This window comes from Nakamurella sp. PAMC28650 (assembly GCF_014303395.1).
GTDB lineage: Bacteria > Actinomycetota > Actinomycetes > Mycobacteriales > Nakamurellaceae > Nakamurella.
Genome location: NZ_CP060298.1, coordinates 1,499,105 through 1,522,726, shown reverse-complemented (window position 1 = coordinate 1,522,726; position 23,622 = coordinate 1,499,105). Strand labels below are relative to the sequence as shown.

General features: G+C 67.8%; 25 protein-coding genes. 12 read left to right on the top strand and 13 right to left on the bottom strand.

The window, feature by feature from the left end; translation table 11 throughout:
* The first annotated feature begins 11 nt into the window (after window positions 1–11).
* Complete coding sequence (locus H7F38_RS06835; RefSeq protein ID WP_187093419.1) at window positions 12–860, top strand: siderophore-interacting protein; 849 nt, start codon at window positions 12–14, stop codon at window positions 858–860.
* Between the two features lie 147 nt (window positions 861–1,007).
* On the opposite strand, the gene H7F38_RS06830 is transcribed toward H7F38_RS06835, so the two are convergent.
* The 3 genes from H7F38_RS06830 to H7F38_RS06820 all read right to left on the bottom strand — a co-directional run bounded on the left by H7F38_RS06830 (window position 1,008) and on the right by H7F38_RS06820 (window position 3,472).
* Window positions 1,008–2,156, bottom strand: a complete 1,149-nt coding sequence (locus H7F38_RS06830) for a DUF475 domain-containing protein (RefSeq protein WP_187093418.1) — start codon at window positions 2,154–2,156, stop codon at window positions 1,008–1,010.
* Window positions 2,157–2,732, bottom strand: coding sequence for a TerD family protein (locus H7F38_RS06825; protein WP_187093417.1), 576 nt, complete (start codon window positions 2,730–2,732; stop codon window positions 2,157–2,159).
* A 317-nt stretch (window positions 2,733–3,049) separates the two neighbouring features.
* A complete protein-coding gene (locus tag H7F38_RS06820; protein WP_187093416.1) occupies window positions 3,050–3,472 on the bottom strand; it encodes a PGPGW domain-containing protein in 423 nt (140 codons plus the stop codon).
* Between the two features lie 191 nt (window positions 3,473–3,663).
* Between H7F38_RS06820 and kynA the strand changes: the two genes are divergently transcribed.
* The 3 genes from kynA to H7F38_RS06805 are packed head-to-tail and all read left to right on the top strand — an operon-like array spanning window position 3,664 to window position 6,676.
* Window positions 3,664–4,632, top strand: a complete 969-nt coding sequence (kynA, locus tag H7F38_RS06815) for a tryptophan 2,3-dioxygenase (protein WP_222618654.1) — start codon at window positions 3,664–3,666, stop codon at window positions 4,630–4,632.
* Window positions 4,629–5,849 (top strand): kynureninase, encoded by a 1,221-nt coding sequence (gene kynU / locus H7F38_RS06810; protein ID WP_187093415.1) that lies wholly within the window; start codon window positions 4,629–4,631, stop codon window positions 5,847–5,849. The genes kynA and kynU overlap by 4 nt, the downstream gene beginning before the upstream one ends.
* On the top strand, window positions 5,846–6,676 hold the full coding sequence (locus H7F38_RS06805; RefSeq protein ID WP_187093414.1) for a PaaX family transcriptional regulator C-terminal domain-containing protein: 831 nt from the start codon (window positions 5,846–5,848) through the stop codon (window positions 6,674–6,676). The genes kynU and H7F38_RS06805 overlap by 4 nt, the downstream gene beginning before the upstream one ends.
* Before the next feature lie 176 nt (window positions 6,677–6,852).
* On the opposite strand, the gene H7F38_RS06800 is transcribed toward H7F38_RS06805, so the two are convergent.
* The 3 genes from H7F38_RS06800 to H7F38_RS06790 form a co-directional block, all read right to left on the bottom strand.
* Entirely contained in the window at window positions 6,853–8,394 is a 1,542-nt protein-coding gene (locus H7F38_RS06800) for a sialidase family protein (protein WP_187093413.1), read from the bottom strand.
* A gap of 337 nt (window positions 8,395–8,731) precedes the next feature.
* On the bottom strand, window positions 8,732–9,019 hold the full coding sequence (locus H7F38_RS26520; protein WP_370531338.1) for a hypothetical protein: 288 nt from the start codon (window positions 9,017–9,019) through the stop codon (window positions 8,732–8,734).
* A gap of 294 nt (window positions 9,020–9,313) precedes the next feature.
* Window positions 9,314–10,414, bottom strand: a complete 1,101-nt coding sequence (locus tag H7F38_RS06790) for a DNA glycosylase AlkZ-like family protein (protein WP_187094526.1) — start codon at window positions 10,412–10,414, stop codon at window positions 9,314–9,316.
* A 254-nt stretch (window positions 10,415–10,668) separates the two neighbouring features.
* Here H7F38_RS06790 and H7F38_RS06785 point away from each other — a divergent pair, with 254 nt between their 5' ends.
* The 3 genes from H7F38_RS06785 to H7F38_RS06780 all read left to right on the top strand — a co-directional run bounded on the left by H7F38_RS06785 (window position 10,669) and on the right by H7F38_RS06780 (window position 11,901).
* Complete coding sequence (locus H7F38_RS06785) at window positions 10,669–11,367, top strand: HNH endonuclease family protein (RefSeq protein WP_222618500.1); 699 nt, start codon at window positions 10,669–10,671, stop codon at window positions 11,365–11,367.
* The gene (locus H7F38_RS25900) at window positions 11,364–11,489 is read left to right on the top strand and encodes a hypothetical protein (protein WP_255498269.1); all 126 of its coding nucleotides are present in this window, start codon (window positions 11,364–11,366) and stop codon (window positions 11,487–11,489) included. Before H7F38_RS06785 ends, H7F38_RS25900 begins: the two co-directional genes overlap by 4 nt.
* 226 nt (window positions 11,490–11,715) lie before the next feature.
* Window positions 11,716–11,901, top strand: a complete 186-nt coding sequence (locus tag H7F38_RS06780) for a CsbD family protein (protein ID WP_187093411.1) — start codon at window positions 11,716–11,718, stop codon at window positions 11,899–11,901.
* A gap of 121 nt (window positions 11,902–12,022) precedes the next feature.
* Here H7F38_RS06780 and H7F38_RS06775 read toward each other — a convergent pair whose 3' ends face one another.
* Together H7F38_RS06775 and H7F38_RS06770 are read right to left on the bottom strand one after the other, a co-directional pair.
* The gene (locus H7F38_RS06775) at window positions 12,023–12,307 is read right to left on the bottom strand and encodes a DUF427 domain-containing protein (protein ID WP_187093410.1); all 285 of its coding nucleotides are present in this window, start codon (window positions 12,305–12,307) and stop codon (window positions 12,023–12,025) included.
* 105 nt (window positions 12,308–12,412) lie between these two features.
* Window positions 12,413–12,634: a hypothetical protein gene (locus tag H7F38_RS06770; protein WP_187093409.1), complete on the bottom strand. Its 222-nt coding sequence runs from the start codon at window positions 12,632–12,634 to the stop codon at window positions 12,413–12,415.
* A 59-nt stretch (window positions 12,635–12,693) separates the two neighbouring features.
* Between H7F38_RS06770 and H7F38_RS06765 the strand changes: the two genes are divergently transcribed.
* Together H7F38_RS06765 and H7F38_RS06760 are read left to right on the top strand one after the other, a co-directional pair.
* Entirely contained in the window at window positions 12,694–13,416 is a 723-nt protein-coding gene (locus tag H7F38_RS06765; protein WP_187093408.1) for an NAD(P)H-binding protein, read from the top strand.
* 4 nt (window positions 13,417–13,420) lie between these two features.
* Window positions 13,421–13,882 (top strand): PPOX class F420-dependent oxidoreductase, encoded by a 462-nt coding sequence (locus tag H7F38_RS06760; protein ID WP_187093407.1) that lies wholly within the window; start codon window positions 13,421–13,423, stop codon window positions 13,880–13,882.
* 30 nt (window positions 13,883–13,912) lie between these two features.
* On the opposite strand, the gene H7F38_RS06755 is transcribed toward H7F38_RS06760, so the two are convergent.
* The 5 genes from H7F38_RS06755 to pta form a co-directional block, all read right to left on the bottom strand.
* Window positions 13,913–15,880, bottom strand: a complete 1,968-nt coding sequence (locus tag H7F38_RS06755) for a VWA domain-containing protein (RefSeq protein WP_187093406.1) — start codon at window positions 15,878–15,880, stop codon at window positions 13,913–13,915.
* Complete coding sequence (locus H7F38_RS06750; RefSeq protein WP_187093405.1) at window positions 15,873–17,270, bottom strand: ATP-binding protein; 1,398 nt, start codon at window positions 17,268–17,270, stop codon at window positions 15,873–15,875. Before H7F38_RS06750 ends, H7F38_RS06755 begins: the two co-directional genes overlap by 8 nt.
* A gap of 109 nt (window positions 17,271–17,379) precedes the next feature.
* A complete protein-coding gene (locus H7F38_RS06745) occupies window positions 17,380–17,910 on the bottom strand; it encodes a YbhB/YbcL family Raf kinase inhibitor-like protein (RefSeq protein ID WP_187093404.1) in 531 nt (176 codons plus the stop codon).
* A gap of 23 nt (window positions 17,911–17,933) precedes the next feature.
* Complete coding sequence (locus H7F38_RS06740; RefSeq protein ID WP_187093403.1) at window positions 17,934–19,181, bottom strand: acetate/propionate family kinase; 1,248 nt, start codon at window positions 19,179–19,181, stop codon at window positions 17,934–17,936.
* A complete protein-coding gene (pta, locus tag H7F38_RS06735; protein WP_187093402.1) occupies window positions 19,178–21,259 on the bottom strand; it encodes a phosphate acetyltransferase in 2,082 nt (693 codons plus the stop codon). The genes H7F38_RS06740 and pta overlap by 4 nt, the downstream gene beginning before the upstream one ends.
* Window positions 21,260–21,387: 128 nt before the next feature.
* Between pta and H7F38_RS06730 the strand changes: the two genes are divergently transcribed.
* The 3 genes from H7F38_RS06730 to H7F38_RS06720 are packed head-to-tail and all read left to right on the top strand — an operon-like array spanning window position 21,388 to window position 23,527.
* Window positions 21,388–22,110 (top strand): ABC transporter ATP-binding protein, encoded by a 723-nt coding sequence (locus H7F38_RS06730; RefSeq protein ID WP_187093401.1) that lies wholly within the window; start codon window positions 21,388–21,390, stop codon window positions 22,108–22,110.
* Entirely contained in the window at window positions 22,107–22,871 is a 765-nt protein-coding gene (locus H7F38_RS06725) for an ABC transporter permease (protein ID WP_187093400.1), read from the top strand. The genes H7F38_RS06730 and H7F38_RS06725 overlap by 4 nt, the downstream gene beginning before the upstream one ends.
* 14 nt (window positions 22,872–22,885) lie before the next feature.
* Complete coding sequence (locus H7F38_RS06720; protein ID WP_187093399.1) at window positions 22,886–23,527, top strand: TetR family transcriptional regulator; 642 nt, start codon at window positions 22,886–22,888, stop codon at window positions 23,525–23,527.
* Window positions 23,528–23,622 lie beyond the last annotated feature (95 nt).

The window sequence follows — 23,622 nt, the reverse complement described above, 5'->3', positions numbered from 1 at the left end:
AGAGGATCACCATGACGCAGGCCTCCGCCCGCACCCGACCCGCACCGATGGCGGTGTCCGTCGTCCGTACGCAGACCTTGAGTCCGACGCTGACCAGGGTGGTGCTCGGCGGCCCTGAGCTGGCCCGTTTCCAGCCGTCGCCCGCCAGCGACGCCTACGTCAAGATCTCGTTCCCGGCGCCGGGAGTCGAGTACCCCCGGCCGCTCGACCCGGAGCGCATCCGGGCGGAGATGCCGCAGGAGCACTGGCCGGTCGTCCGGACCTACACGGTCCGGTCCTTCGACGCGGCAGCCGTGGAGTTGACGATCGACTTCGTGGTGCACGGTGACGCGGGAGTGGCCGGACCGTGGGCGGCAGCCGCCCGCCCCGGGGACGAGGTCCTGCTGTCCGGCGCGGGCGGCGGGTACGCGCCGGCAGGCGATGCTTCCTACCATCTGTTCATCGGTGACGAGAGCGCCCTTCCAGCCATCGCTGCGGCTCTCGACGCGTTGGCTCCGGATGCGGTCGGGCGGGTCCTGGTCGAAGTCCACGGCGCAGCCTCGGAACTCGCGCTCGCCGCGCCGGAAGGTGTGGCAGTGCAATGGGTCCACTCCGGGAATCGTCCGGTCGGGCGTGCCCTGGTGGAAGCCGCCGTCGCCGTCGACTTCCCGGCCGACACCGTCGACGCGTTCGTGCATGGAGAAGCCGGCTTCGTCAAGGAACTGCGGAGGATGCTGCGGGTGGACCGGGGTGTCCCGAAGGAGCGGCTGTCCATCTCCGGCTACTGGCGCACCGGAGCGACCGAGGAGGGCTGGCGCGCCGGCAAGGCCGAGTGGAACCGTCAGGCCGAGGAGGCCGAGCGCGCTGCCGGGTTGGTCTGACCGTCGGCCCCGGTCGCCGGGGCGCTGCGCATACCGGCGCGACCGGTTTCGCGCCTTTTCGGACAAATCCGGGCAGTTCCGTATGCGCGGGGCAGTTCCGTATGCGCGGGGCAGTTCGGTATGCGCGGGGGGGTGGGCCGGGAAGCGTCAGACGGGGCTGTCGGCGGAGTCGTGCTCTGCGGCCCCCGCCACCTCCGACGGCACTCCCTCGTTCTTGTTCCGCACGACGCTGGAGAGGAAGGCGGCACCGATCAGCACCAGGCCGACCAGACCGGTGACCACTTCGTTGACGTGCACACCGATCGAGACCAGCAGGATGACGGCCAGCGCGCCGATTGCCCAGTGCGCGCCGTGGTCCAGGTAGACGTAGTCGTTCAGGGTGCCCTTGCGGACCAGGAACACCGTCAGCGACCGGACGAACAAGGCACCGATCAGGCCGAGCCCCAGGGCGATGATGATCGGGTCCGGTGTGATCGCGAAGGCGCCGATCACACCGTCGAAGGAGAACGACGCGTCCAGCACCTCGAGGTAGAGGAAGAGGAAGAACCCGGCCTTGCCGACCGCCTTGGCCACCTGGGTGGGTCCGCCGTGGGTTCTCTTCTCCTCGAAGGCCTCTTCCTGACGCTCCTCGAAGTTCTCGAACAAGCCACCGAGACCGTTGACCAGCAGATAGCTGATGATCCCGAGCAGCCCGGCGGCCAGCACGGTGCCCGGTTTCTCGGCTGCGGTCTCCGCGATCACGTAGAGGGCGATGCCGGCCACGATGACGGAGAGCGCGTCCAACTTGCCGATCCTGGCCAGTGGCTTCTCCAGCCACGACAGCCAGGTGATCTCACGTTCCTCGAACAGCCAGTCCAGGAAGAGCAGCAGCAGGAACATGCCGCCGAAAGCGGCGATCTGCGGATGCGCCTGCGCCAACAGATAACCGTAGGAGCCCGGTGTGTTGACGTTGCCCTTCTCGAACGCCAGCTGCAGGGCCCGCGCCGGCGAGAGATGGGCAGTGATCCCGACCACGAGCAGGGGGAACACCAACCGCATGCCGAACACGGCGATGACGATGCCGACCGTCAGGAAGATCTGCTGCCATTTCTCGCTCATTCGTTCGAGCACCCTGGCGTTCACCACGGCATTGTCGAAGGAAAGAGTGATCTCCAGGACGCCGAGGATGAGCGTCAGGCCGGCCGCCTGCAGACCGCCGTAGAAGAAGGCGGCCACCACGGCCACCAGGGAGATCACCCCCGAGGCGGCAAAGATCCGGGTGGCACTGTGTTCGGCGGGTGCGGCAGCGGTCGACATTTATACATTCACTCCGAAATCGAGGGCAATTCCACGGAGACCAGAGGCATATCCCTGGCCGATGGCTCTGAACTTCCATTCGCCGTTGTAGCGGTACAGCTCGCCGAAGACCATGGCGGTCTCGGTGGAGGCCTCCTCGGTGAGGTCGTAGCGGGCCAACTCGGACCCGGTGGTGCGATCGACGACACGGATGAACGCGCCGCGGACCTGACCGAACGACTGACGCCGCTGGTCGGCTTCGTAGATGGACACCGCGAAGACCACCGAGACGATGTTCGGCGGCACGGCCGACAGATCGACGTTGATCTGCTCGTCGTCACCGCCGGCACCACCGACGAGGTTGTCGCCGAGATGCTCGATCGACCCGTCCGGCGAACGGAGGTTGTTGAAGAAGACGAAGTAGTTGTCGCTGGGGATCCGGTGGTTGTCGGCCAGCGCCAGGGCGCTGGCGTCGAGGTCGTAGTCGGCACCGGTCGAGGCGCGAACCTGCCAACCGAGCGCGACGGTCACCGCCGTCAGGTTGGGGGCCGCCTTGGTCAGCGAAACGTTCCCGCCCTTGCTCAAACTCACGCTCATGCTGTTGCCTCGAACTTTCTGGCCGACTCGTCCCGGCCGAACTGCAGGTCACGGTTCGCGGAACGTCGAACCCGGTCCGACAACGACCGAGGACGCCTGTCCGTTCCGACCCAGCGTTCCATGACCAGAGCTCGCACGGCGGAATTTCTGGCCCCGCCCCTCAACCGACCTCCCGAGGTAAAGACCTGATTACCTCCCGACTATCCCATGCCGGGACGCCCCGGTGGACGCCAGGAGGACGGTCCGCCTTCAGCCAGAGCCCCACTGGCGGCGCGGAAGATGGTGTTCCAGTCCACCGTCACGCTGACCCGGCGGCCTCACCGAGCTTCGGTCAGACCCTGCGCAGGCGATGGTTCGACCGATCGGGGGGTCTGCGCACGCCGCAACGCGTAGACGATCGTGCCGATCAGGATCAGACCGGACACGATCAGCATGACGGCGCTCAGGGCATTGACCCACGGAATGTCGACCCCGACCAGGTCGAGGACGCCGATCGCCATCAGGACCAGGGCCGACAGGATCGACAGGGCGGTGCGGAACTTGCTGCGTCCGACCTCGTCGATGCCGACCTGAGCCTTGTCCCACGCGTAGCCCAGCGGGCGTTTGGCCCACTCGAACTGCGTGGCAAGCAGGGCCAGCGCCGCGGCGATCAACAGGAATCCGGGGCCGGGCAGCACGAGGAGCGCGACACCGATCAGCAGCAGTGCAACACCCAGGACGGCAACTACCGCTCTCTTCATCGCGCACCTTCTTCCGATCGGATGGACGGATCAGGCCCCGGCGGAGGTCCCGCCCGGTCCCTCTTCGACCCCCAGCGTACGGAAAGAGCTTCCCTGGCCATGTGTGACAACTCGGGATCCGGGCCGCGCGCGGGCAGTGCGTAAGTTTGACGCTCGTCACCGCACCGCTATAGGGTGGCCCGGTGCCGGCCATCGACGAGAACCCGGAACGTCCTTCCCAGGAGCAGGTCGAGAACATCCGGCCACTCGAGGCGGGTATCGAAAAGGATCTCAGCGGGCTGAACTACGGCAGCTACCTGCAATTGGAGACGCTACTGGCCGCACAGGTGCCGCTGTCGACCCACCACGACGAGATGTTGTTCATCATCGCGCACCAGACGACCGAACTGTGGATCAAACTCGTCGTCCACGAACTGCGGTCGGCCATGCTGTTGATCTCTCAGGATTCCCTCGGTCCCGCGCTGAAGCGGCTGGCCCGGGTCAAGCACATCCAGCAGCAGATGACCGATCAATGGTCGGTGCTGGCCACCCTGACGCCTACCGAGTACGCCGAGTTCCGCGGGATCCTTGGCAAGTCCTCAGGATTCCAGTCGATGCAGTACCGACTGCTGGAGTTCCTGCTGGGCAACAAGAATCCGGCGATGATCGTGGTGTTCTCCCATCATCCCGAGCAGCAGCACACCCTGCAGGCGGCGTTGGACGCACCCAGCCTGTACGACGAGTTCCTGCTGTTCCTGGCCCGGCGTGGCTACCGGCTTCCGGCCGCGGTGGTCGAACGGGACTGGCGACGGCCGCACACCCTGGACCAGGAGCTGGTCGAGGTGTTCCTGGGCATCTACTCCGACCCGCACTCGCACTGGGACGTCTACGAGACCTGCGAGGAGCTCATCGATGTCGAGGACACCTTCCAGACCTGGCGCTTCCGTCACCTCAAGACCGTCGAGCGAATCATCGGTTTCAAGAAGGGCACCGGCGGCTCGTCCGGCGTGTCCTTCCTGCGCCGCGCCCTGGACCTGACGTTCTTCCCCGAGCTGTACGCCGTCCGTACCGAGATGGGGCGTACCGAGATGGGGCGTACCGAGATGGGCCGTACCGAGATGGGGCGTACCGAGATGGGGCGTACCGAGATGGGGCGTACCGAGATGGGGCAGAGCAGATGAGCAGCACCTTCACCCGTGCGCAGGCGCAGGCACTGGACGCAGCCGACCCCCTCGCGTCGTTCCGGAGCCGGTACCTACCGCAGACCCCCGATGTGGTCGCCTATCTCGATGGCAACTCACTCGGCCGACCGTTGGCCTCCATCGCGCAGGGGTGGTCGGACTTCACCCATCAGCAGTGGGCCGGTCGCCTGATCCGTGGGTGGAGCGAGGGCTGGATGGAGCTTGCGGAGACCGTCGGTGACGAACTCGCCGCCGCCGCGCTGGGCGCAGCCGCCGGGCAGACGGTCATCGCCGACTCCACGACGGTCAACTTCTACAAGGCCCTTCGGGCGGCGATCAACCGGCGACCGGGTCGCCGCAAGGTCATCATCGACCGGGACAACTTCCCCACCAACCGATACGTGGTCGAGTCCCTCGTCAAGGACCTCGGCCTGGAGGCGATCTGGCTGACCGGTACCGACTCCGGCGGTATCGGGGTCGCCGATGTCGCCGCCGTTCTGGATGACGACGTCGCGGTCCTGACGATGAGCCACATCGCCTACCGGTCGGGCTATCTGGCGGACGCACGGGCCATCACGGCAGCCGCGCACGGAGCCGGGGCCCTCGTCGTCTGGGACCTGTGTCATTCGGTCGGCTCGGTCCCGATCGAATTGGACACCTGGGACGTCGACTTCGCCGTCGGTTGCACCTACAAGTTCCTCGGTGCCGGCCCGGGGGCCCCGGCGTTCAGCTACGTGAACGCCCGCCACCACGCCCATCTCGACCAGCCCATCTGGGGCTGGCTGGGACGCCGGGACGCGTTCGAGATGGAGCAGGGCTACGTTCCGGCACCGGGCATCAGGTCGATGATCTCCGGGACGCCCTCCGTCCTGGGCATTCTCGCCGTCCGAGAGGGCGCAAGGGTCGTCGCCGACGCCGGCATCCATGCCATCCGCGCCAAGGTGGTGGCGCTCACCGAGATGGTGATCGCACTGGCCGACGAGTGGCTGATACCCCTGGGATTCGGGATCGGCTCGCCCAGGGACGCTGATCGGCGCGGTGGTCACGTCAGCATCACCAGGTCCGACGCCCGGGAACTGTGCGCGAAACTGACCGATGTCGGGGTCCTGCCGGACTTCCGCACGCCGGACGCGATCCGGATCGGGCTGTCGCCCCTGCCGATCACCTTCACCGAGGTGTGGGATGCGTTGAGCGTGCTCAGGGATCTCGCTTCTTGACCGCACCCGACGAGGCGGCCACCCCGGGATCGCTGATCGTCACGTTCGCGGGTCTGCATCTGCGCGAGATCGGCTCCTGGGTCCCAGTGTCGGATCTCATCACCCTTCTCGGTCTCGCCGGACAATCACCGACCGCCGTCCGCCAGGCCCTGGTGCGTTTGAAATCCCGGGGATTCCTCGCCTCCCAGAAGCGGAACCACCGAGCGGGCTACGTGCTCACCGACGCGGGACTGGCCGACCTGGCGATCGGTGACGCCCGCATCTTCCGCCATGGCGAGGCCACCGAGGCCGACGGCTGGGTGCTCGCCGTGTTCTCCGTCCCGGAACACCAACGTGCGCAACGACACCGGTTGCGCAGCACGCTCTCTTGGCTGGGCTTCGGCGCCGTCAGCCCGGGCGTCCGGATCGCGCCGGCCGCACTGGCCGACCGCGCAGCCGCGCTGATCGAGCGGGAAGGTCTCGGCGGGTACGTCAGTTGGTTCACCGGGCACACCGTCGGCCCGGCCCAGGTGGCGGCGTGGTGGGATCTCGATGCGCTCCGCGGTCTCTACCGGCAATTCCTCGATCGGTGGGAGCCGGTGGCCCAGGCCCTCGCCGCCGGCCGGCGCAACGCCGATCGGGGTGATGCCGGATGCTTCGCCGACCATCTCGCCCTGGTGGACGACTGGCGTCAGTTCCCGCGGATCGACCCCGGCCTGCCGGCCGCCCTGCTTTCGCCGGATTGGCAGGGGCGACGCTCCTTCGAGGTGTTCACCGAGCTCCGTGATCGATGGTCGGAGCCGGGGCGTCAGTTCCTGTTCGCGATGCTCGATGAGTCAGGTCGGTGAGTCGGTTCGGAGTCGGGTCGGGTCGGGTCGGTTCGGTTCGGTTCGGTTCGGTTCGGTGAGCCGGCTCGGTGAGTCCGCAGAGGCGATCCGAACGGGGGATCAGGCGGGGGACCCGAACGTGGCCGGACATCGGAAACGGGAGCACGCGTCGGACCACACCGGACCAGCGCGCAGGATCACGGCGAGCGCAGGGATGTCAACTGGTCCGCGGCGCCGGCGGTCCTGCCCAGGGGGCCGGTGCTCGTATCCAGCGTGGCCGACCACATCACCTGGTGGTATTCCGCCCCGGCCGTCGGTGGTGTGCCGGCCACCATCCACACGGTGAACAGGCGACCATCGGTCATGGCCGAGCCGATGTAGTCCCCCGGGAAGATGCCACCGGCGTTGGCCGCGAAGGCGTAGTTCGTTCGCGGACCGAGCACCACCGGATCGGGGAAATGCGCGCCGCCATCACGGGAGGTGGACACGAGCTGTCGCCCGAACCGGCCGTTCCTGGTATCGGTGTTGGTGATGCCGTACGACACGGCGACTGTACCCCGGTAGGCGGAGACGTCGGTGTTGACGCCCTGCAACGCGGTCGAGACGCGGTTCACCGTGACCGGCGCCGACCAGTTCTTACCGTTGGTCGACGACGACAGCTTCACCTTCGTGACGTCGACCGAGTTCCACGTTGCGTACAGGTGCCCGGTGACCGGATCCGCCGTCGCTGACATCAGGCAGCAGCGGAACCCGTCCGGCCCACCCCCCAGGTCGTGGGTGATGTCCCCTCCCGGCCGCCAGGTGCTGCCACCGTCGGTGGAGACGGCGGTGGTGAACACCGGCCCGGACTGGACCGACGCCGAGGCGGACGCCGACGCTGCAGGGCGGCCCGGGATCGCGTGCCCGTGGGCGGCGCGCAGCCCGGCCGCCTCCGAACCCTCGTCGGATGCGCCCGCACCGAAATCGATGTAGGCGTCGATCAGGGTGCCGTTGGGCAGCAACATGGGCTGTGAGTTCTGGGTGTTGGCGTGCGGCAGCGTCACGTTGACCGGCTGACTCCAGGTACGGCCGTGGTCGTCGGAGAACACCAACGCCTGCGGAGACCCGTCGGCGTTGCCGAAGATGTCCGTCAGGAAGGGCGTCCAGAACTGGTAGAGCCGTCCTCGGTGCGGGCTCTTGGCGCTCGTGTCCACCAGGAGCGTGTTCTTGTCGTCGGAGACGGCGCAGTTGGCGCTGCGATGAGCGAAAACCGGCGCCCCGAAGGTCTTTCCACCGTCGACGCTCCGTGACACCAGCACCCCGGTGTCACAGCCGGAGTTGAAGACCAACACCGAGACATAGGCTGACCCGTCTGCAGCGAACGCCACGACCGGGTCGCTGGCCCGTTCCCAGGTGGCGCTGCCACCGGTCGCCGCGGTCACCCCTGGTAGCGCGTGGTGGTGCCAGGTGGCCCCGCCATCGCTGGTCCACGCCGTCTCGATGCCGACCGCTCCGCCGTCTGGATAGCGGCCGTCGTGGGCGGCGGCCACCGCGATGTCGGGATTCACCGGCGACACCGCCACATCAGGTTCCACCAGCGTGTCCGGCTCCGACCCCGCCAACGCCGGGACGTCCTGCTGGGCGATCTGGTTCACGTGTTCCACCGCCGGCGTCGAGGGCGTCACCGCCGCGACCGACGCGGCAGCCGCCGGAACTGTCGCGACGATCAAACCCGCGGCGAGCGCGAAGACCGTGCCCATTCGCCGCCGGGACCCGCCATGACGGCGTGCGAGACCTCTTCGGCGTACCAGAAATGGTGCGGAACAGGACAATTGGTTCACTGGACCTCCCCGATTGCAGTCTTCGGTCGAAGTGTGCGCCATTCGGCAGGAATTGGCGACCCCGGGTGAACCGATACCTTGTCGGCCGACCAGCGCGTCCAATCAGCGTGCTTTGAGCTTCACCGCGCCGGCAGCGGCCGTGTCCCGAGCCAGCGCCGCCTGTCCACCGGCCTCCGCAGCCACCCCGAGGCCGCCGCCGCATGCCAAACATAGGAGCGTCAACTTGCCAGGCGTGGATCCCCCCGTCTGGCGTGGATCAACTTCCCAAGCATGGACGAAAGTGATGACTTCTGTCCCACCCGTCCCAAAGGGGCGAAGTTGATCCATGCAGCAGACATAACGGTGCTACGGGTCGACGAGGTCTGCTCAGCGGTAGCACCGTGCGGGCGGCTTTGACCCGGCTGTGGGCCTCCGTCGGGGAGATCAGCAGCACCTGCCGTAGCAGCGCCGCCGTCGAGGGGCACCCCCGAGGTGTCGCCATCGTTTGGGTGTCGACCTCCCCCGCCACGTGCACCTTGACCGCATACACCGACCGGGACAGCATTTCCAGTTCCTGACCCAACGTCAGCAGATCGTCGGCGCCGATCTTCCAGAACGCGCCGTCCCGCAAATTCGGTGACGGTGTTCATCGCCGACCGGACCAATTGTTTGGCCTGGTCGGAATCGACGAATCCGGCCGTCCCCATATCCAGAACTTTATCGGCGGGCACCGACAGCCGACCCCGAAATAAGCATCATTTCGAGCCACCCCCAGGTCACAGAATGGTCACGACTACTGTGCCTCTTTCGGCGGGGCAAAGAATTGATCAGCATCCACCCGCGAACAGACAGACCGGTTTCACATCGGCAGCAGAAGTTCGAGTTCCAGCCACCTGGCCAGGTCCTTGATCTCACGGTCGATCGCTGTGCTCATGGTCTTGCCGAACACTTCGTCCTGGTGGATCGCGTCGACCCGAAGGACCCCCGCCTTGCGGTCTGCGGTGGCATCCAGCTTTCCGACCAACCGGTCGCCGTAGAGGATCGGCATCGCGAAGTAGCCCCACCTGCGCTTCGCGGCGGGCTTGTACATCTCCAGCTGGTAGTCGAACTCGAACAGTTCCGCCATCCGCCTGCGATCGTGGATCAACCGGTCCAGCGGGGACACCAACGCCGCGCGGCCCGAGAACGGCTGGCCCAGTTGGGATGGGTCGACCCGCCACTCACCCTTGACTCCCTCCACAACGGCAGGCTCCCCTACCTCGCTCACGTGCCACGGCTCCACCTGGCATTCCTGTGCCCGAGCGCGAGCGATACCCAGCGAACGCAGGCGACGCTCGTTGCGGACCTGCAGTGCCTGCTCGAGGGGAACGACCGGGTCGTCCGGATATACCTGACTCGCCAGGTCCCACAACCGGTCCCGCCCCTGCCGACCGGCCACGGCCACCTCTCCGCGGGCCGCCATGAGCTCCAGCATCATGCTGACGTTGCGGTCGTGCGTCCAACCGCTCGACACCCAGGGCACGACGCAGGTGTCCGGAAGCTCCCGCGACCGCAGAGGCCCGGACAGCTCGAGCCGGTGCAGGATGTCCAGTCGACAGGCGTCGTTGTCCTCGACCCAATCTCGCTGCACTTCCTGCCAGTCGCGGAGCCGGCCGTGTCCCCGCAACGTGGCCATCTCGGCACGGTAGAGCACGAGATCCTCGCGCGGACGGATCATTCCGCGCAGTTCGATCAGCGTGCCGTCCTCCAGTGCAGCCTCGAGTTCGGCCGATGCGTACGACGACCCGAGCCGGCTCCAGGCCACCAGATCGACGTTCGGCGCCACGGCGGACGTCGGATCGATGTGCAGGAGGGTCAGGTCACGCACGACGTCCAGCAGGTTGGTCGGCCGGCTGCGATCCAACAGCTGCGCTCGTACTGCAATTCGCCGTGCGTCCGCCCGGGAGAGCTGGTGAACCATCACCGGAATGCACCGAGACGCAGGCGGCGTCTGCTTCGCCGACGGCCTGGCAAGGGGATGGGGATGATGTCCATCGAGTCACCGTCCTTCTCGAGAACGCCGAGCGGGCCGTGATGCTCCCGCCCAACAGTACGAATCAATGGTGTCGATCAATCGTCAAACTAACGGATCGAACCGATACCGTCGAGCCGAGTTGAGTGCTCGGCCGTCGGCCGTCGACCGGCCACTGTCGGACCATCTGACAGTCTAAGTCCGTGCACGCACCTGCGGGGCCAGGACGATCGTGGTACCTGGCCGTCGCCGTCGTGCTCGCCAGCTGTACGGCCGCTCCGCCGATCAGCGCACCACCGTCTGCCGGCGCGACAAGTACCACGTCACCTCTGATCTCGACCCCGCTGACCTCACGACAGCAGGAGACACCGCCCACCGGGTCAACGCATTCGATCACCACCGGGCCCGACAGCGCCCTGGCCGCGCTGCATTCGCTCCCGGTCAGGGGCCGGGCCCCGAGAACGGGCTACAGCCGGGGTAGATTCGGCAACGCCTGGACCGACGACGTCACCGTGAACGGTGGCCACAACGGTTGCGACACCAGGAACGACGTCCTGAGGCGAGACCTGGCCGCCCTTGTCACCAAGGCCGGCACGCAGGGCTGCGTGGCGGCTTCCGGGACCCTGCGCGACCCGTACACGGGGCACGAGGTCAAATTCCTGCGCGGCGAGAAGACGAGCCTGCTCGTGCAGATCGACCACGTGGTCTCCCTGTCCGATGCCTGGCAGACCGGGGCCCGAGCCCTCGGCGCGACACAACGTCAGGAACTCGCCAACGACCCGCTGGAACTACTGGCCGTCGATGGACCGACCAACCAGGCCAAGGGCGAGGTGACGCCGCCACCTGGCTCCCACCCCACAGGGCCTACCGCTGCGAATACGTCGCCCGGCAGATCGCGGTGAAGGCTCTCTACCGGCTGTGGGTCACCGCGGCCGAACGCGCGGCCATGGAGTCGGTCCTCGACAGCTGCCCGGGCCAAGCCCTGCCGACCAGCGCCGGCGTCGAGGTACCGGCCGTCGGCTGAACAGGAGCTACCAGAAGGGGCAAGCGCAGGTGGGCAAGCACTGGTGAGCGACTGCAGTCCGCGTCGGGCGACAGCCCGTGACCTGCATCCTGGTGGATTTCACCCGTCGGGTACGCATCCCGGCGGACACCGGCTACGAATTGCTGGGCGGGGTCCGGCCTCGGCCGGAGCGCCAACAGGGATCTCCGTCCGGAGCCTCCCCACACCGAAGGAAGAAGGATCCACCATGTCGCTGGGAGACAAGATCAAGCACGCAGCCGAGGAAGCCGTCGGCACCGTCAAGGAAACCGTCGGAAAGGTCACCGGCAACGAGGAACTTGAGGCCGAGGGCAAGGCGGACAAGGCCGGCGCCGAGGTCAAGCAGACCGGCGACAAGGTCAAGGACGCTGCCAAGGACGTCTTCGGCAGCTGACAGCCACCGACTCTGGCTGGGGCAGTACTGCCCGGTCGACACGGCAGCGCCGTCACCCTGAACGATCCCCTGGGTGCGGCGCTGCTGTCGTCCCACGGTGAGGTCGACACGCGGGAGGCGTTCAGTCGGTGACCGTGACGCCCTTCCAGAACGCGACGTGGTCCTTGATCTGGGCGGCGGCGTCCTTGGGCGCCGGGTAGTACCACGCGGCATCCTTGTTCTGCTGTCCGTCGACGGACAACGTGTAGTAGGACGCGGTGCCCTTCCAGGGGCAGACCGACGTGAGCGTCGACGGCTGCAGGTACTCGGCCCTGACCGATTCCAGCGGGAAGTAGTGGTTACCCTCCACCATCTCGGTGGAATCGCTCTGCGCGATGACGGTGCCGTTCCAGGTGGCGGTGGCCATGGGTGAAATCCGTTCGACGAAGGAGTACGCACCGGCGTTACACCGGGACATGTCCGACGTTACGCCCGGTCTGCGACGCCCGCCCGTGGCCGGGACACGCCCGGCTCAGTCTTCTTCGATCTGCTGGTGAGGGCGCGTCAGGAGGAACGCGGCCAGCAACCCGGCCAGGAACCCGATGCTCAGCCAGACCCAGCCGCCACTGCCGGTGAAGACGCCGATGGCCAGACCGATCAGCAATCCGATGACGACCCAGATGATCATCGCTATCAAACGGTCGCGCTTCGGGCTCGGCGTCTTGTTCGCGCCGAGCGATCGGTGGGGTGCCACGGGACCATGGTAGCCACGGGGGAGCGCGAACTGCACCGATGGGTGAGTACCGTGGGGTCATGAAGGTTGTGATTGCAGGTGGCCACGGGAAGATCGCATTGCACGTCGAGAGGTTGCTGGCCGAACGCGGTGACCATTCGGTCGGGCTGATCCGAAACCCGGCACAGGAGGCGGACGTCGTCGCGGCGGGCGGCTTCCCGATCGTCATCGATCTCGAGAATGTCGGCGCCGCAGAGCTTTCCACTCATCTAACCGGGGCGGATGCGGTCATCTTCGCCGCCGGGGCCGGCTCCGGAAGCTCCGCCGAGCGCAAGGACTCGGTCGACCGGGGCGCCGCCGCCCTGCTCGCCGACGCCGCCATCCTGGCCGGTGTCCGGCGTTACGTGCTGGTGTCGGCCATCGGGTCCGATGCCGGGGCGCAGCCCGACCACGATCCGGTCTTCGCCGCCTACATGACGGCCAAACAGGCAGCTGACGAGGATCTGCGTACCCGTGACCTGGATTGGACCGTGGTGCGCCCCGGAGCTCTCACCGACGGCACGGGCAGCGGGCACGTCACGCTCGCCACCAGGGTGGGCCGCGGATCGGTACCTCGCGAGGACGTCGCCGCTGTCCTGGTGGCGCTCCTGGACGAGCCCCGCACCGCTGGGCTCTCGCTGGATCTGGTGTCCGGACGTCACCCCATCGCCGACGCGGTCAGCGAGGCCGCATCGGTGGCGGTGACGGACGATCCGTCGTCGGATGTCGGCCGGGCCAGCGAGCCGGACAGCTCGGGGGCCTGATCCGATGGGCCGCACCATCGCCACCAACACCGAGGTCGAGCGGGAGGCGCTCCTGGAGTTCGTCCGCCCCCGCCACCACATGATCGTGACGACCTGGCGGTCCGACGGCGGCGTGCAGAACTCGCCGGTGTCCGGCGGGGTCGACCTGGAGGGCCGGGTGGTCATCGCGACGTACCCCGAGCGGGCGAAGGCCCACAACGTGCGGCGCAACGGCAAGGCGTCGGTACTGGTGCTGTCGGACGACTTCGGCGGCGCCTGGGTGCAGATCGATGGAACGGCCGAGGTTCTCGATCTGCCGGAGGCGATCGAGCCGCTGGTGGAGTACTTCCGCAGCATTGCCGGCGAACATCCGGACTGGAGCGAATACCGCCACGCCATGGCCGTCCAGCGCAAGTGCCTGATCCGCCTGACGCCGACCCGCTGGTCTCCGATCGCGACCGGCGGGTTCCCCGCCCGGCTGGCCTGACCCGGTCCCACCCGTCACCGGGCCGCCCGTCTACCGCCGGGTGCGAAGGTAGTCGGCGACCACCTCGGCACCGAGCCCGTCGAGATCGGGGGCGATCACCCGGCCGCCGCACCGTCGGGCCAGCGAATCCATGAACGAGGCCAGCCTCGGGTCGTCGCCGAGCACGAAGAAACTGATCGCAGCGCGCCGACCGGCGAGCTTGTCGAGTTCGACCAGCGTGGCGCGGACGGTGCGCGGATCCGGCGGATAGGAGAACGCGAAGTCGCCGTCCGGCTCCAGGTGCGCGGTCGGCTCTCCGTCGGTGACCACCAGCACGACCGGCATCGCATCCGGCTGCGACCGCAGGTGATCGCCGGCCAGCATCAGGGCGTGCTGCAGGTTGGTGCCCTGCACGTACGCGCCTTCGAGGCCGATCAGCTCCCCGAGCTCCACCTTGTCGGCGCGTCGCCCGAAGGTGATCAGCTGCAGGGCATCTCCACGGAACCTGGTGGAGATCAGCTGGTGCAGCGCCAGTGCGGTTCGCTTCATCGGCACCCACCGGCCGTCCTGCACCATCGACCACGACGTGTCCACGCACAGCGCGACCACCGCCCTGGTGCGTTGCTCGGTCTCGATCACCTCGACATCGCTGACATCCAGGACGTTCTCGTCCCCACCGGCCCGCCGTAGCTGGGCGTTGAGCAGAGTCCGCGGCACACTCCACGCCTGGGTGTCGCCGAAGGCCCACGGCCGGGTGGAGCCGGTCGGTTCCCCGGAGGCGCCGGATCTCCGGGTCTCACGCTCACCGCGTCGTCCGGAGATCTGGTCGGCCACGTCCTTCAGTGCGGACTCACCGAGCCGGCGCAACGCCTTGGGAGACAGTCGCAACGAGCCGTCGTCGGCGCGGTCGAAGACTCCGCGGTCGCGCAGTTCACGTTCCAGGTCGGCCAGCTCCTGGACGTCGGCCCTGGCCTGGTCACCGAGGGCGTCGCCCAGTGCGTCGAGATCGATGTCGTCCAGCCTGGCACCGGGATAGCTCTGCGAGAGCTGCTCGGCCAGGGAGTCCAACTGCCCCAACTGTTCCAGGGCTCTGGTGCCCTCGCCCATCCCCATCGGATTGTCCCCGTCGAACCGACCGGACCCCGACCAGTCCTGCCCCGGTCGCAGCCCCTGCAGCTGAGAATCCAACTGGGACAGGGACTGTGCCAACCGAGGGTCACCGAAGGCCTGCTGCGAGAGCTGCGCCAGCTCGGCCCGCTGCTGCGGAGTCATCGAGTTCATCATCCGCTGTGCCGCTGCCGACCTTGCCGCCAGCAGGTCGATCAGTTGCTCGACATTCTGCGGTTGCTCGGGGAAGAACTCACCGTGCTCGCTCATGAAATCGCCGAACTGCGCGGCGGTCTCCGCACCGGCGGCATGGGCGGCGAGCAGCGCGTTGAGGTCGTCGAGCATTTCCCGGATGCGTTCGGTGTCCTCCGGCGTGGCGTTCTCCAGGGCCTGTTTCATCCCGGCGAAACGTTGGTCCAGCATCTCCTTGCCGAGCAGGTTCTGGATCTCCTGGAACGTCTCGCGGGCATCGCTGGACTGCCAGTCGTACTTGCCGAGTTCCCGGACCGCGCCGCCGGTGTCGCCGGGCAGCGTGTCGAGCTCCATCTCCCGGAAACGGGCGTCGTCGCCCTGCTGCCGGGCGAGGGCTTCGCGCTCCTGTCCCAGCGCCTTGGCCAGCAGCTCGCGCACCTCCTGCAGGGTCCCGTCAAGCCTGTTGTCGCGCTGCAGATCTCGCCGCTTCTGCCAGATCTTCCTGGCCAGGTCGTCCAGACCCCGGCGGTTCTTCATACCCTGCCGCAGCAGCTCCCGCAGGGCCTGCTGCGGGGAGCTGCCCTCCATCACGTCCTTGCCGATCTTGTCCAGCGCCGCGCGCAGGTCGACCGGTGGAGCCAACGGGTCGGGACCGTCGACGTAGGCACCGTAGGAGTAGTCGTCGGCCCGACGGCGGCGACCGCCGGAGAGATCAGCCATAGCTGACCGTGTCCCCGTCGTCGCTGGGCTCCTTCGCGAGCTTGCGCGTCAGGAAGAGCAGTTCCAGGGCCAGTTCCGCAGCCGAGGCCATCGGGCCGGGATCCTCGGTTCCGGTGGCTCCCAGACGCTGGGCGATCACCGTCAGGACCGGGACGTCGGGTAGCGCGCCGACCACGTCGGCGGCCGGGACCCTGTCACCGGTCCGCAGCGGATGCGCGGTGACGGCTTCGGCCAGCGGCGTCAGGTCCACCCCACGGAGCCGGGACCGCGCCGTCTCTGCGGTGGCACGGCGCAGCAGGTGCTCGAGGATCTCCTCCTCGCGGCCCTCCTCCCCGGTGGCGAACTCCAGCTTGCCGCGGAGCACCGAGATGACCGATTGCAGGTCGATGGGTCGGGCCGAGGCGCTTGCCTCGGCGGTCAGCGCGGAGCGCCGGAGGGCGGCAGCAGCAACGGTTTCCGCCGCCGCCACCGAGAAACGGGCGGACACGCCGGAGCTCTGGTCGATGGCGGTGGACTCGCGGAGCAGCCGGGTGAACCTCGCGATGATCTCCAGCAGGTGGCCCGGCACCTCGGCGACCAGGTCGGCCTCCTGCTGGACGAGGGCGATCTCGTCCTCGAGCCGGAGCGGGTAGTGCGTCCGGATCTCGGCGCCGAACCGATCTTTGAGCGGCGTGATGATCCGGCCGCGGTTGGTGTAGTCCTCCGGGTTGGCCGACGCGACGAGCAGCACATCCAGCGGCAGACGGAGCGTGTAGCCGCGGACCTGGATGTCGCGTTCCTCCATCACGTTGAGCAGTGCGACCTGGATGCGCTCTGCGAGGTCAGGCAGTTCGTTGATGGCGACGATGCCGCGGTGCGCCCGCGGGATCAGGCCGAAGTGGATCGTCTCCGGATCTCCCAGCGAGCGACCCTGGGCGACCTTGACCGGATCGACATCCCCGATCAGGTCGGCGACCGCGGTGTCCGGCGTGGCCAGCTTCTCGGTGTAGCGCGCGCTGCGATGCCTCCAGCTCACCGGCAGAGCATCGCCGAGTTCGCCGGCCCGGCGGATGGTCTCGGGCGCGATCGGCTCGAAGGGATGTTCGCCGAGCTCGGAGAAGGCGATCACCGGCGTCCATTCGTCGAGCAGGTTGATCAGGCTGCGCAGCAACCTGGTCTTGCCCTGCCCGCGTTCACCGAGCAGCACGATGTCGTGCCCGGCGATGAGGGCGCGCTCCACCTGGGGCAGCACCGTCGATCCGAAACCGACGATGCCGGCCCAGGGGTCGACCCCGTCGCGCAGGGCGGCCAGCAGATTGCTTCTGATCTCGGCTTTGACGCCCCGGATCTGATGACCGGAGGCGCGGAGTTCACCGAGGGTGGCGGGGAGATCTTCGAAAGAGGTCGGCACGCTTTTCGACGGTACGCCTGGCTTGTTTCCCGGGCGAGGAAGGCCAGTTCGGGGCCCCGCTGTTCCGACGTACCGGCGACGGCGGGGTGTGTCCTGCGCGGGGTGACGCCTACCCGGCCACCTGATACGTCGGGGTGAGGACCGCCCTGGCCAGCGTGTGGAACACCATGTTGAACGAGAGGTACGCCGGGGTCGCGCTCTCGTCGATCTCCAGGGCCGGCACGTCCAGTGCGTGCACCACGAAGTAGTAGCGGTGCACACGGTCGCCGGCCGGAGGCATCGGGCCGGTGTAGGCGGACTGGCCGGCGTCGTTGCGCAGCTGGAAGGCGCCGGCCGGCAGGCCGGATCCGTCTCCGGCACCCTGGGCCAGCTCGGTCACGCTGGTCGGGATGCCGGCCACCGCCCAGTGCCAGAACCCGCTCGGGATCGGAGCGTCGGGGTCGTAGCAGGTCACCGCGAAGCTCTGCGTCGCCTCCGGGAAGCCCGACCAGCTCAACTGCGGGGAGACGTTGCCGTGCGCGCCGGCAAAGCGGTCCTCGACCGGCCGACCGTCCTGCACGTCGGAGCTGGTGACGGTGAACGATCCGACGGCCGGCAACAACTCGTAGGGGTCGGGTGCGATGGGGCGATCGAGTGACATCTGGTGCTCCTGTTCGAGGGCGACTAGGGCTGGGCCTTGCCTTTCGACCGTAGCGCGTGTCGGCTCGAGCCCGCGACGGCGCCGTTGGCCACGAGGCGGGCCGATGCCCTCGCGATCGCCAGTTCCTCGTTCGTCGGCACCACCATCACCGTGACGGGCGAGCCGTCCGGCGAGATGATCCTCGCGTCGGGCGAGCGGACGGAGTTTCGTGCGTCGTCCACCGAGATCCCCAGACCTTCCAGTCCGGACAGGATCTGCGCCCGGACGGCAGCCGCGTTCTCCCCGACCCCGGCGGTGAAGGTGATGACGTCGGCGCCGCCCAGGACGGCCAGGTAGGCGCCGATGTACTTTCGCACCCGATGGCAGTAGACCTGCTGCGCCAGTTCCGCTTCGGCGTCCCCGTCGGCGATCCTTCTGGCGAGATCACGGAAGTCGTTGACCCCGGAGAGCCCCAGCAGTCCCGACTGCCGGTTGAGCAACGTGTCCAGCTGGTCGACGTCCAGGCCGCTGCGCAGCAGGTGCAGGAGGGCGCCGGGATCGAGATCCCCGCTGCGGGTGCCCATCACCAGACCCTCGAGCGGCGTCAGACCCATCGACGTCTCGACGGCGACGCCCCCGCGGATGGCCGACACGGACGCGCCGTTGCCCAGATGCAGCACGATCTGGTCCAGCTCCTCCACATCACGGCCGAGCGCGATCGCGACCTGTTGGGACACGTACTGGTGTGAGGTGCCGTGGAAGCCGTAGCGCCGAATCCGGTGCTCGGCCGCCACGGTGCGGTCGATGGCGTAGGTGTACGCGGCGGCCGGCAGGGTGCGGAAGAAGGCGGTGTCGAACACGGCCACCTGCGGGATACCGGGAAAGGCCCGGGTGGCCTGCTCGATACCCGTTGCGTTGGCGGGGTTGTGCAGCGGGGCCAACGAGGAGAGATCCCGGATCTGCTGCAGCACAGTGCTGTCGACCACCACCGGGTCACCGAAGATGGCTCCACCGTGGACCACCCGATGCCCCACTGCGGTCAGCGCGGCGCTCCGCAACGGCCGTCCGGACTCGATGAAGAGCTGCTGCATGACACGCAGAGCTGCTGCATGGTCTTCGATCTCGCCCTGGAAGACTGTCGTGTTGCCCGCGAAGTGATGCTCGGCGTTGGCCGTCGACGGCCCGATCCGCTCGATCAGTCCACTGGCCACCGCCGTGCCCTCGTCGACGTCCACCAGTTGGTACTTCATCGAGGACGATCCCGAGTTGATCACCAGCACAGCCGTTCTCATGCGCCTGATCCCGAAGGTGAGCCCTGCGCCTGGATCGCGGTGATGGCCACCGTATTGACGATGTCCGCGACCGTCGCCCCCCGCGACAGATCGTTGACCGGCTTGTTCAGGCCCTGCAGCACGGGGCCGATCGCGACCGCCCCGGCGCTGCGTTGCACGGCCTTGTAGGTGTTGTTGCCGGTATTGAGATCGGGGAAGATCAGCACGGTCGCATGGCCGGCCACCTCGGAGTTCGGCAATTTCGTCGCTGCGACCGCACGGTCGACCGCCGCGTCGTACTGGATGGGACCTTCCACGAGCAGATCAGGCCGTAGGCGGTGCACGATATCGGTTGCCACCTTTACCTTGTCCACATCCACTCCGGCGCCGGATGATCCGGTGGAGTAGGACAGCATGGCGACCCTGGGCTCGATGCCGAACTGTTGCGCCGTGGTCGCCGAGGAGATCGCGATGTCCGCCAACTGCTCGGCCGTCGGGTCGGGGTTGACCGCGCAGTCGCCGTAGACCAGTACCCGGTCGGCCAGGCACATCAGGAAGACACTGGAGACGATGGCCGTACCCGGGATGGTCTTGATGATCTCGAATGACGGCTTGATGGTGTGGGCGGTGGTGTGCAGTGCGCCGGAGACCATCCCATCGGCCAGGCCGAGGTGGACCATCATCGTGCCGAAGTACGAGACGTCGGTGACGACCTCCCTGGCCCGCTCGATCGTCATCCCCTTGGCGGCCCGCATTCTCGTGTACTCGACCGCGAAACGCTCGACGAGCAACGGGTTCACGGGCGACAACAGGTGCGCCCCGGTGATGTCAAGGCCCAGCGCCGAAGCATGGGCCCGGATGACGTTCTCGTCGCCCAGCAGGGTCAGCTCGGCCACGCCCAGCCGCAGCAGGCTGGCCGTCGCCCTCAGGATGCGCTCGTCCTCCCCCTCCGGCAGCACCACATGACGACTGTCCGACCGCGCCCGGTCGATCAGCTGGAACTGGAACATCAGCGGTGTCATGGTGTCACCGCCCCCCACGTCGATCGCGGCCATCATGGCGTCACCGTCCACCGAATCAGCGAAGATCCGCAGTGCGGTCTCGATCTTCACCCTGGACGTGGCCGTCAGTTGCCCACGTACGCCGGCCAGAATCGTTGCGGTCTCGAATGTCCCGAGGTCGGTGATGATGATCGGAAGCTCCAGGGGAAGCCCGTCGAGGAGCCTGGTCACCGGCTCGGGCGGGGTGTACCCACCGGTCAGCACGATCGAGGCCAACTTCGGGAAGGTGCCGGACTGGTGTGCCATCACCAGTCCGGGCAGAAGGTCGTAGCGGTCACCGGGCGCGATCACGGTGGAGTCCTCGACCAGCCGGATCAGGACGTTCGGCAGCGACATGGCCGCCACCACGAAACCGTGCGACTCCCGTTCCAGCCACGCCGGATTGCCGCGGACCAGACGACCGTGACAGGCGTCCTGAAGGGCTGCGACCGTCGGCGCGAAGAGCAGCGGCACCTCCGGGATCGCGGCCACCGGCAGGCGCGAGGTACGACCGAGAGTCCGGCGCACCTCCTCGAGATCCGCCGGGGTGATCCGGTTCGCGATCAACGCGACAGGACGGGCGTGCGCTGCCACCAACTCGGTCACCGCGAACTCGGCGGCCAGTCGCACCTGCTCCGGCGTGCGACCCCGGCCGTGCACGACCAGCACGACCGGGCAGCCCAGGTTGGCCGCCACCTTGGCGTTGAAGGCCAGCTCGCTCGGGGTCGAGATGTCCGTGTAGTCGCTGCCCAGCACCAGCAGCGCATCGAACCGGCTGGTCAGATCGTGGAACCGCCGGACGATCTCGGAGAGCGCCGCTTCCGGGTCCTGATGCATCACCTGATAGCTGACCCCGACGGCGTCGTCGTAGGACTGCTCGACGGCCGGCTGCGCGAGCAGCAGGTCCACCACCCGGTCGGTCCGCTCGCTGGACTCGGTGACCGGGCGGAAGATCCCCACCCGGCCGACCTGCCGACTCAGCAGGTCGACCAGACCCAGCGCCACCGTCGACTTGCCCGATTCGCCCTCGGGAGAGGCGACGTACACGCTGCGCGACATGCCCGTCAGGCTATCGGTCCTGCGCGACGCCAGGTTGCCCGTTTATTCATCAAGTGTTGACTTCGGAGGTCTGGCCGCCCTACCGTCTGACCCATCACCTGATGGATGACGCTGGTCGAGGAGGACACGTGGAGGTCGCCGTCGAGGTCCGCGATCTGCGTGTCGTCCGCGGTCATCGCGTCGTGCTGCCCGGCCTGTCCTGCCAGATCGAGCGAGGCCGGGTCACCGGGCTGCTCGGTCCGTCTGGAGCGGGCAAATCGACCCTGCTCAGGTGCATCGTCGGCGTGCAGAAGACCCGGTCCGGGTCGGTCACCGTGTTCGGACGTCCGGCCGGGTCGAGGGAGATCCGCCGCACCCTGGGCTATCTGACGCAGGCACCGTCCATCTACGGGGACCTGACGGTGCGCGAGAACGCCCACTACTTCGCCGCTCTGGTCGGCGTCCGACCATCGGCCGCGGACGCGGTCATCGAAGAAGTCGGTCTCGGGCCGCTGGCGCGACAGTTGGTCGGAACACTGTCCGGTGGCCAGCGATCGCGCGCAAGTCTGGCCTGCGCACTCGCCGGCAGACCGGACGTGCTGGTGCTGGACGAGCCAACGGTCGGTCAGGATCCTTTACTGCGGGAGGAGCTCTGGAACTCTCTGCGCCGCAGGGCGGACGGCGGGACGACCGTGATGGTCTCCAGCCATGTGATGGACGAGGCGAACCACTGCGACCGTCTGCTGCTGATCCGTGACGGCCGCCTGCTGGCCGACGACACTCCCTCGGCGATCAAGACTCTCGCCGGAAACCAGGACCTCGACGCTGCCTTCCTGACGCTGATCCGCCGAGCGCAGGAGGTGGTGGCATGACGGCTCCATCCCTCGAGGCCGGGGCGCGGCCACATATCCTGCTCGCCACGGTCAAGCGAATCCTGCTGCAGCTGCGGCACGACCGCCGCACCCTCGCCATGCTCCTGGGCGTGCCGATCATGCTCATGGCCCTGCTGTATTTCATGTTCGAGAACGAGCCGGGCAGGTTCGATCAGGTCGCCCTGGTCATGCTGGCCGTCTTCCCCTTCGTGATCATGTTCCTGCTGACCAGCATCGCGATGCTGCGCGAACGCACATCCGGAACGCTGGAACGGCTGATGACGACGCCCACCCGCGGTGTCGACCTGTTGTTCGCCTACGGGATCGCCTTCGGGATCGCCGCGGCGGTCCAGGCGAGCCTGGTCGCCGCCTGCACCTACTGGCTGTTCGGACTCGGTACCGCCGGTGGCGCTGAGTATGTCGTACTGGTGGCTGTTCTCACGGCCCTGCTCGGTGTCGGCCTCGGCCTGCTGTGTTCCGCTTTCGCCCGAACTGAATTCCAAGCGGTGCAGCTACTCCCGGTCGTCGTCATCCCACAGATCCTGCTGTGCGGGCTCTTCGTCCCGCGACCCTCGATGGCGACCTGGCTCCACGTCGTCTCCGACGCCCTGCCGTTGTCCTACGCGGTCCAGGCGAGCCAGGAGGTCGGGCTGCACGACTCCCCGACCGGTCTGCTGTGGCGGGACCTCGGCATCATGTTCGGGTGCGTGGTCCTGGCGTTGTCGCTGGCTTCCGGGACCCTGCGCCGGATGACCGATTGAGAGACCGGAGCCGGATGACCGACTCGGGCACGGCCGCGACCGCGGGTACTCCCGCCATCCGCAGCGGTCGTCGCCCCGGCCGCCAGGACACCAGGCAGCAGATCTTGGATTCGGCCCGGGAGGCGTTTGCCGGCAATGGTTTTGCCAAGGCCTCCATCCGCCGGATCGCCGCCATGGCCGGCGTCGACCCGGCGCTGGTCCATCACTACTTCGGGTCCAAGGACGACCTGTTCCTGGCCACCGTCGAGGTGTCGATCAATCCGCGGACGGTGGTCGAGCAGCTGATCGACGGCGGAGCGGACGGTCTGGGCACCAGGATGATCGATGCCATCCTGCAGGTCTGGGAATCCCCCGCCGGGGCGTCCCTGGTCGCCGCAGTGCGGACCGCCGTCGGAGACCCGGGATCGGCGACGACGCTCGGCCGGTTCGTCACCATCGAGATCGTCGCCCGGCTGCTCGGATCCATGCACTATCCACCCGCGGAGGCTGAACGCCGCAGCGCCCTGATCGTCTCCCAGGTGCTCGGCGTCGTCATCGGGCGGTACGTGCTGCGCGTCGGCGCACTCGCGACCATGGAGCACGCGGACCTCGTGGCCTCCGTCGGACCGAACCTCCAGCACTACCTGACCGGCGAACTTCCCGCCCGTATTGCCTGACGGACGCGTTGACTGACTGTGAACTGACCGGCGCGCGCTCACGAACGGGTCGATTCATACCCCACCCGTCACAGAATCGCGAAGATCGTCAGCGC

Coding starts and splice junctions, on each gene's coding strand:
- H7F38_RS06765 (WP_187093408.1), top strand. CDS start 12,694: ATGAAGGTTGTGATTGCAGGTGGCCACGGGAAGATCGCATTGCACGTC.
- H7F38_RS06790 (WP_187094526.1), bottom strand. CDS start 10,414: ATGGTTCACCAGCTCTCCCGGGCGGACGCACGGCGAATTGCAGTACGA.
- H7F38_RS06830 (WP_187093418.1), bottom strand. CDS start 2,156: ATGTCGACCGCTGCCGCACCCGCCGAACACAGTGCCACCCGGATCTTT.
- H7F38_RS06780 (WP_187093411.1), top strand. CDS start 11,716: ATGTCGCTGGGAGACAAGATCAAGCACGCAGCCGAGGAAGCCGTCGGC.
- H7F38_RS06775 (WP_187093410.1), bottom strand. CDS start 12,307: ATGGCCACCGCCACCTGGAACGGCACCGTCATCGCGCAGAGCGATTCC.
- H7F38_RS26520 (WP_370531338.1), bottom strand. CDS start 9,019: ATGCTGTCCCGGTCGGTGTATGCGGTCAAGGTGCACGTGGCGGGGGAG.
- H7F38_RS06800 (WP_187093413.1), bottom strand. CDS start 8,394: ATGGGCACGGTCTTCGCGCTCGCCGCGGGTTTGATCGTCGCGACAGTT.
- H7F38_RS06825 (WP_187093417.1), bottom strand. CDS start 2,732: ATGAGCGTGAGTTTGAGCAAGGGCGGGAACGTTTCGCTGACCAAGGCG.
- pta (WP_187093402.1), bottom strand. CDS start 21,259: ATGTCGCGCAGCGTGTACGTCGCCTCTCCCGAGGGCGAATCGGGCAAG.
- H7F38_RS06740 (WP_187093403.1), bottom strand. CDS start 19,181: ATGAGAACGGCTGTGCTGGTGATCAACTCGGGATCGTCCTCGATGAAG.
- H7F38_RS06760 (WP_187093407.1), top strand. CDS start 13,421: ATGGGCCGCACCATCGCCACCAACACCGAGGTCGAGCGGGAGGCGCTC.
- kynU (WP_187093415.1), top strand. CDS start 4,629: ATGAGCAGCACCTTCACCCGTGCGCAGGCGCAGGCACTGGACGCAGCC.
- H7F38_RS06820 (WP_187093416.1), bottom strand. CDS start 3,472: ATGAAGAGAGCGGTAGTTGCCGTCCTGGGTGTTGCACTGCTGCTGATC.
- H7F38_RS06745 (WP_187093404.1), bottom strand. CDS start 17,910: ATGTCACTCGATCGCCCCATCGCACCCGACCCCTACGAGTTGTTGCCG.
- H7F38_RS06755 (WP_187093406.1), bottom strand. CDS start 15,880: ATGGCTGATCTCTCCGGCGGTCGCCGCCGTCGGGCCGACGACTACTCC.
- H7F38_RS06725 (WP_187093400.1), top strand. CDS start 22,107: ATGACGGCTCCATCCCTCGAGGCCGGGGCGCGGCCACATATCCTGCTC.
- H7F38_RS06720 (WP_187093399.1), top strand. CDS start 22,886: ATGACCGACTCGGGCACGGCCGCGACCGCGGGTACTCCCGCCATCCGC.
- H7F38_RS06835 (WP_187093419.1), top strand. CDS start 12: ATGACGCAGGCCTCCGCCCGCACCCGACCCGCACCGATGGCGGTGTCC.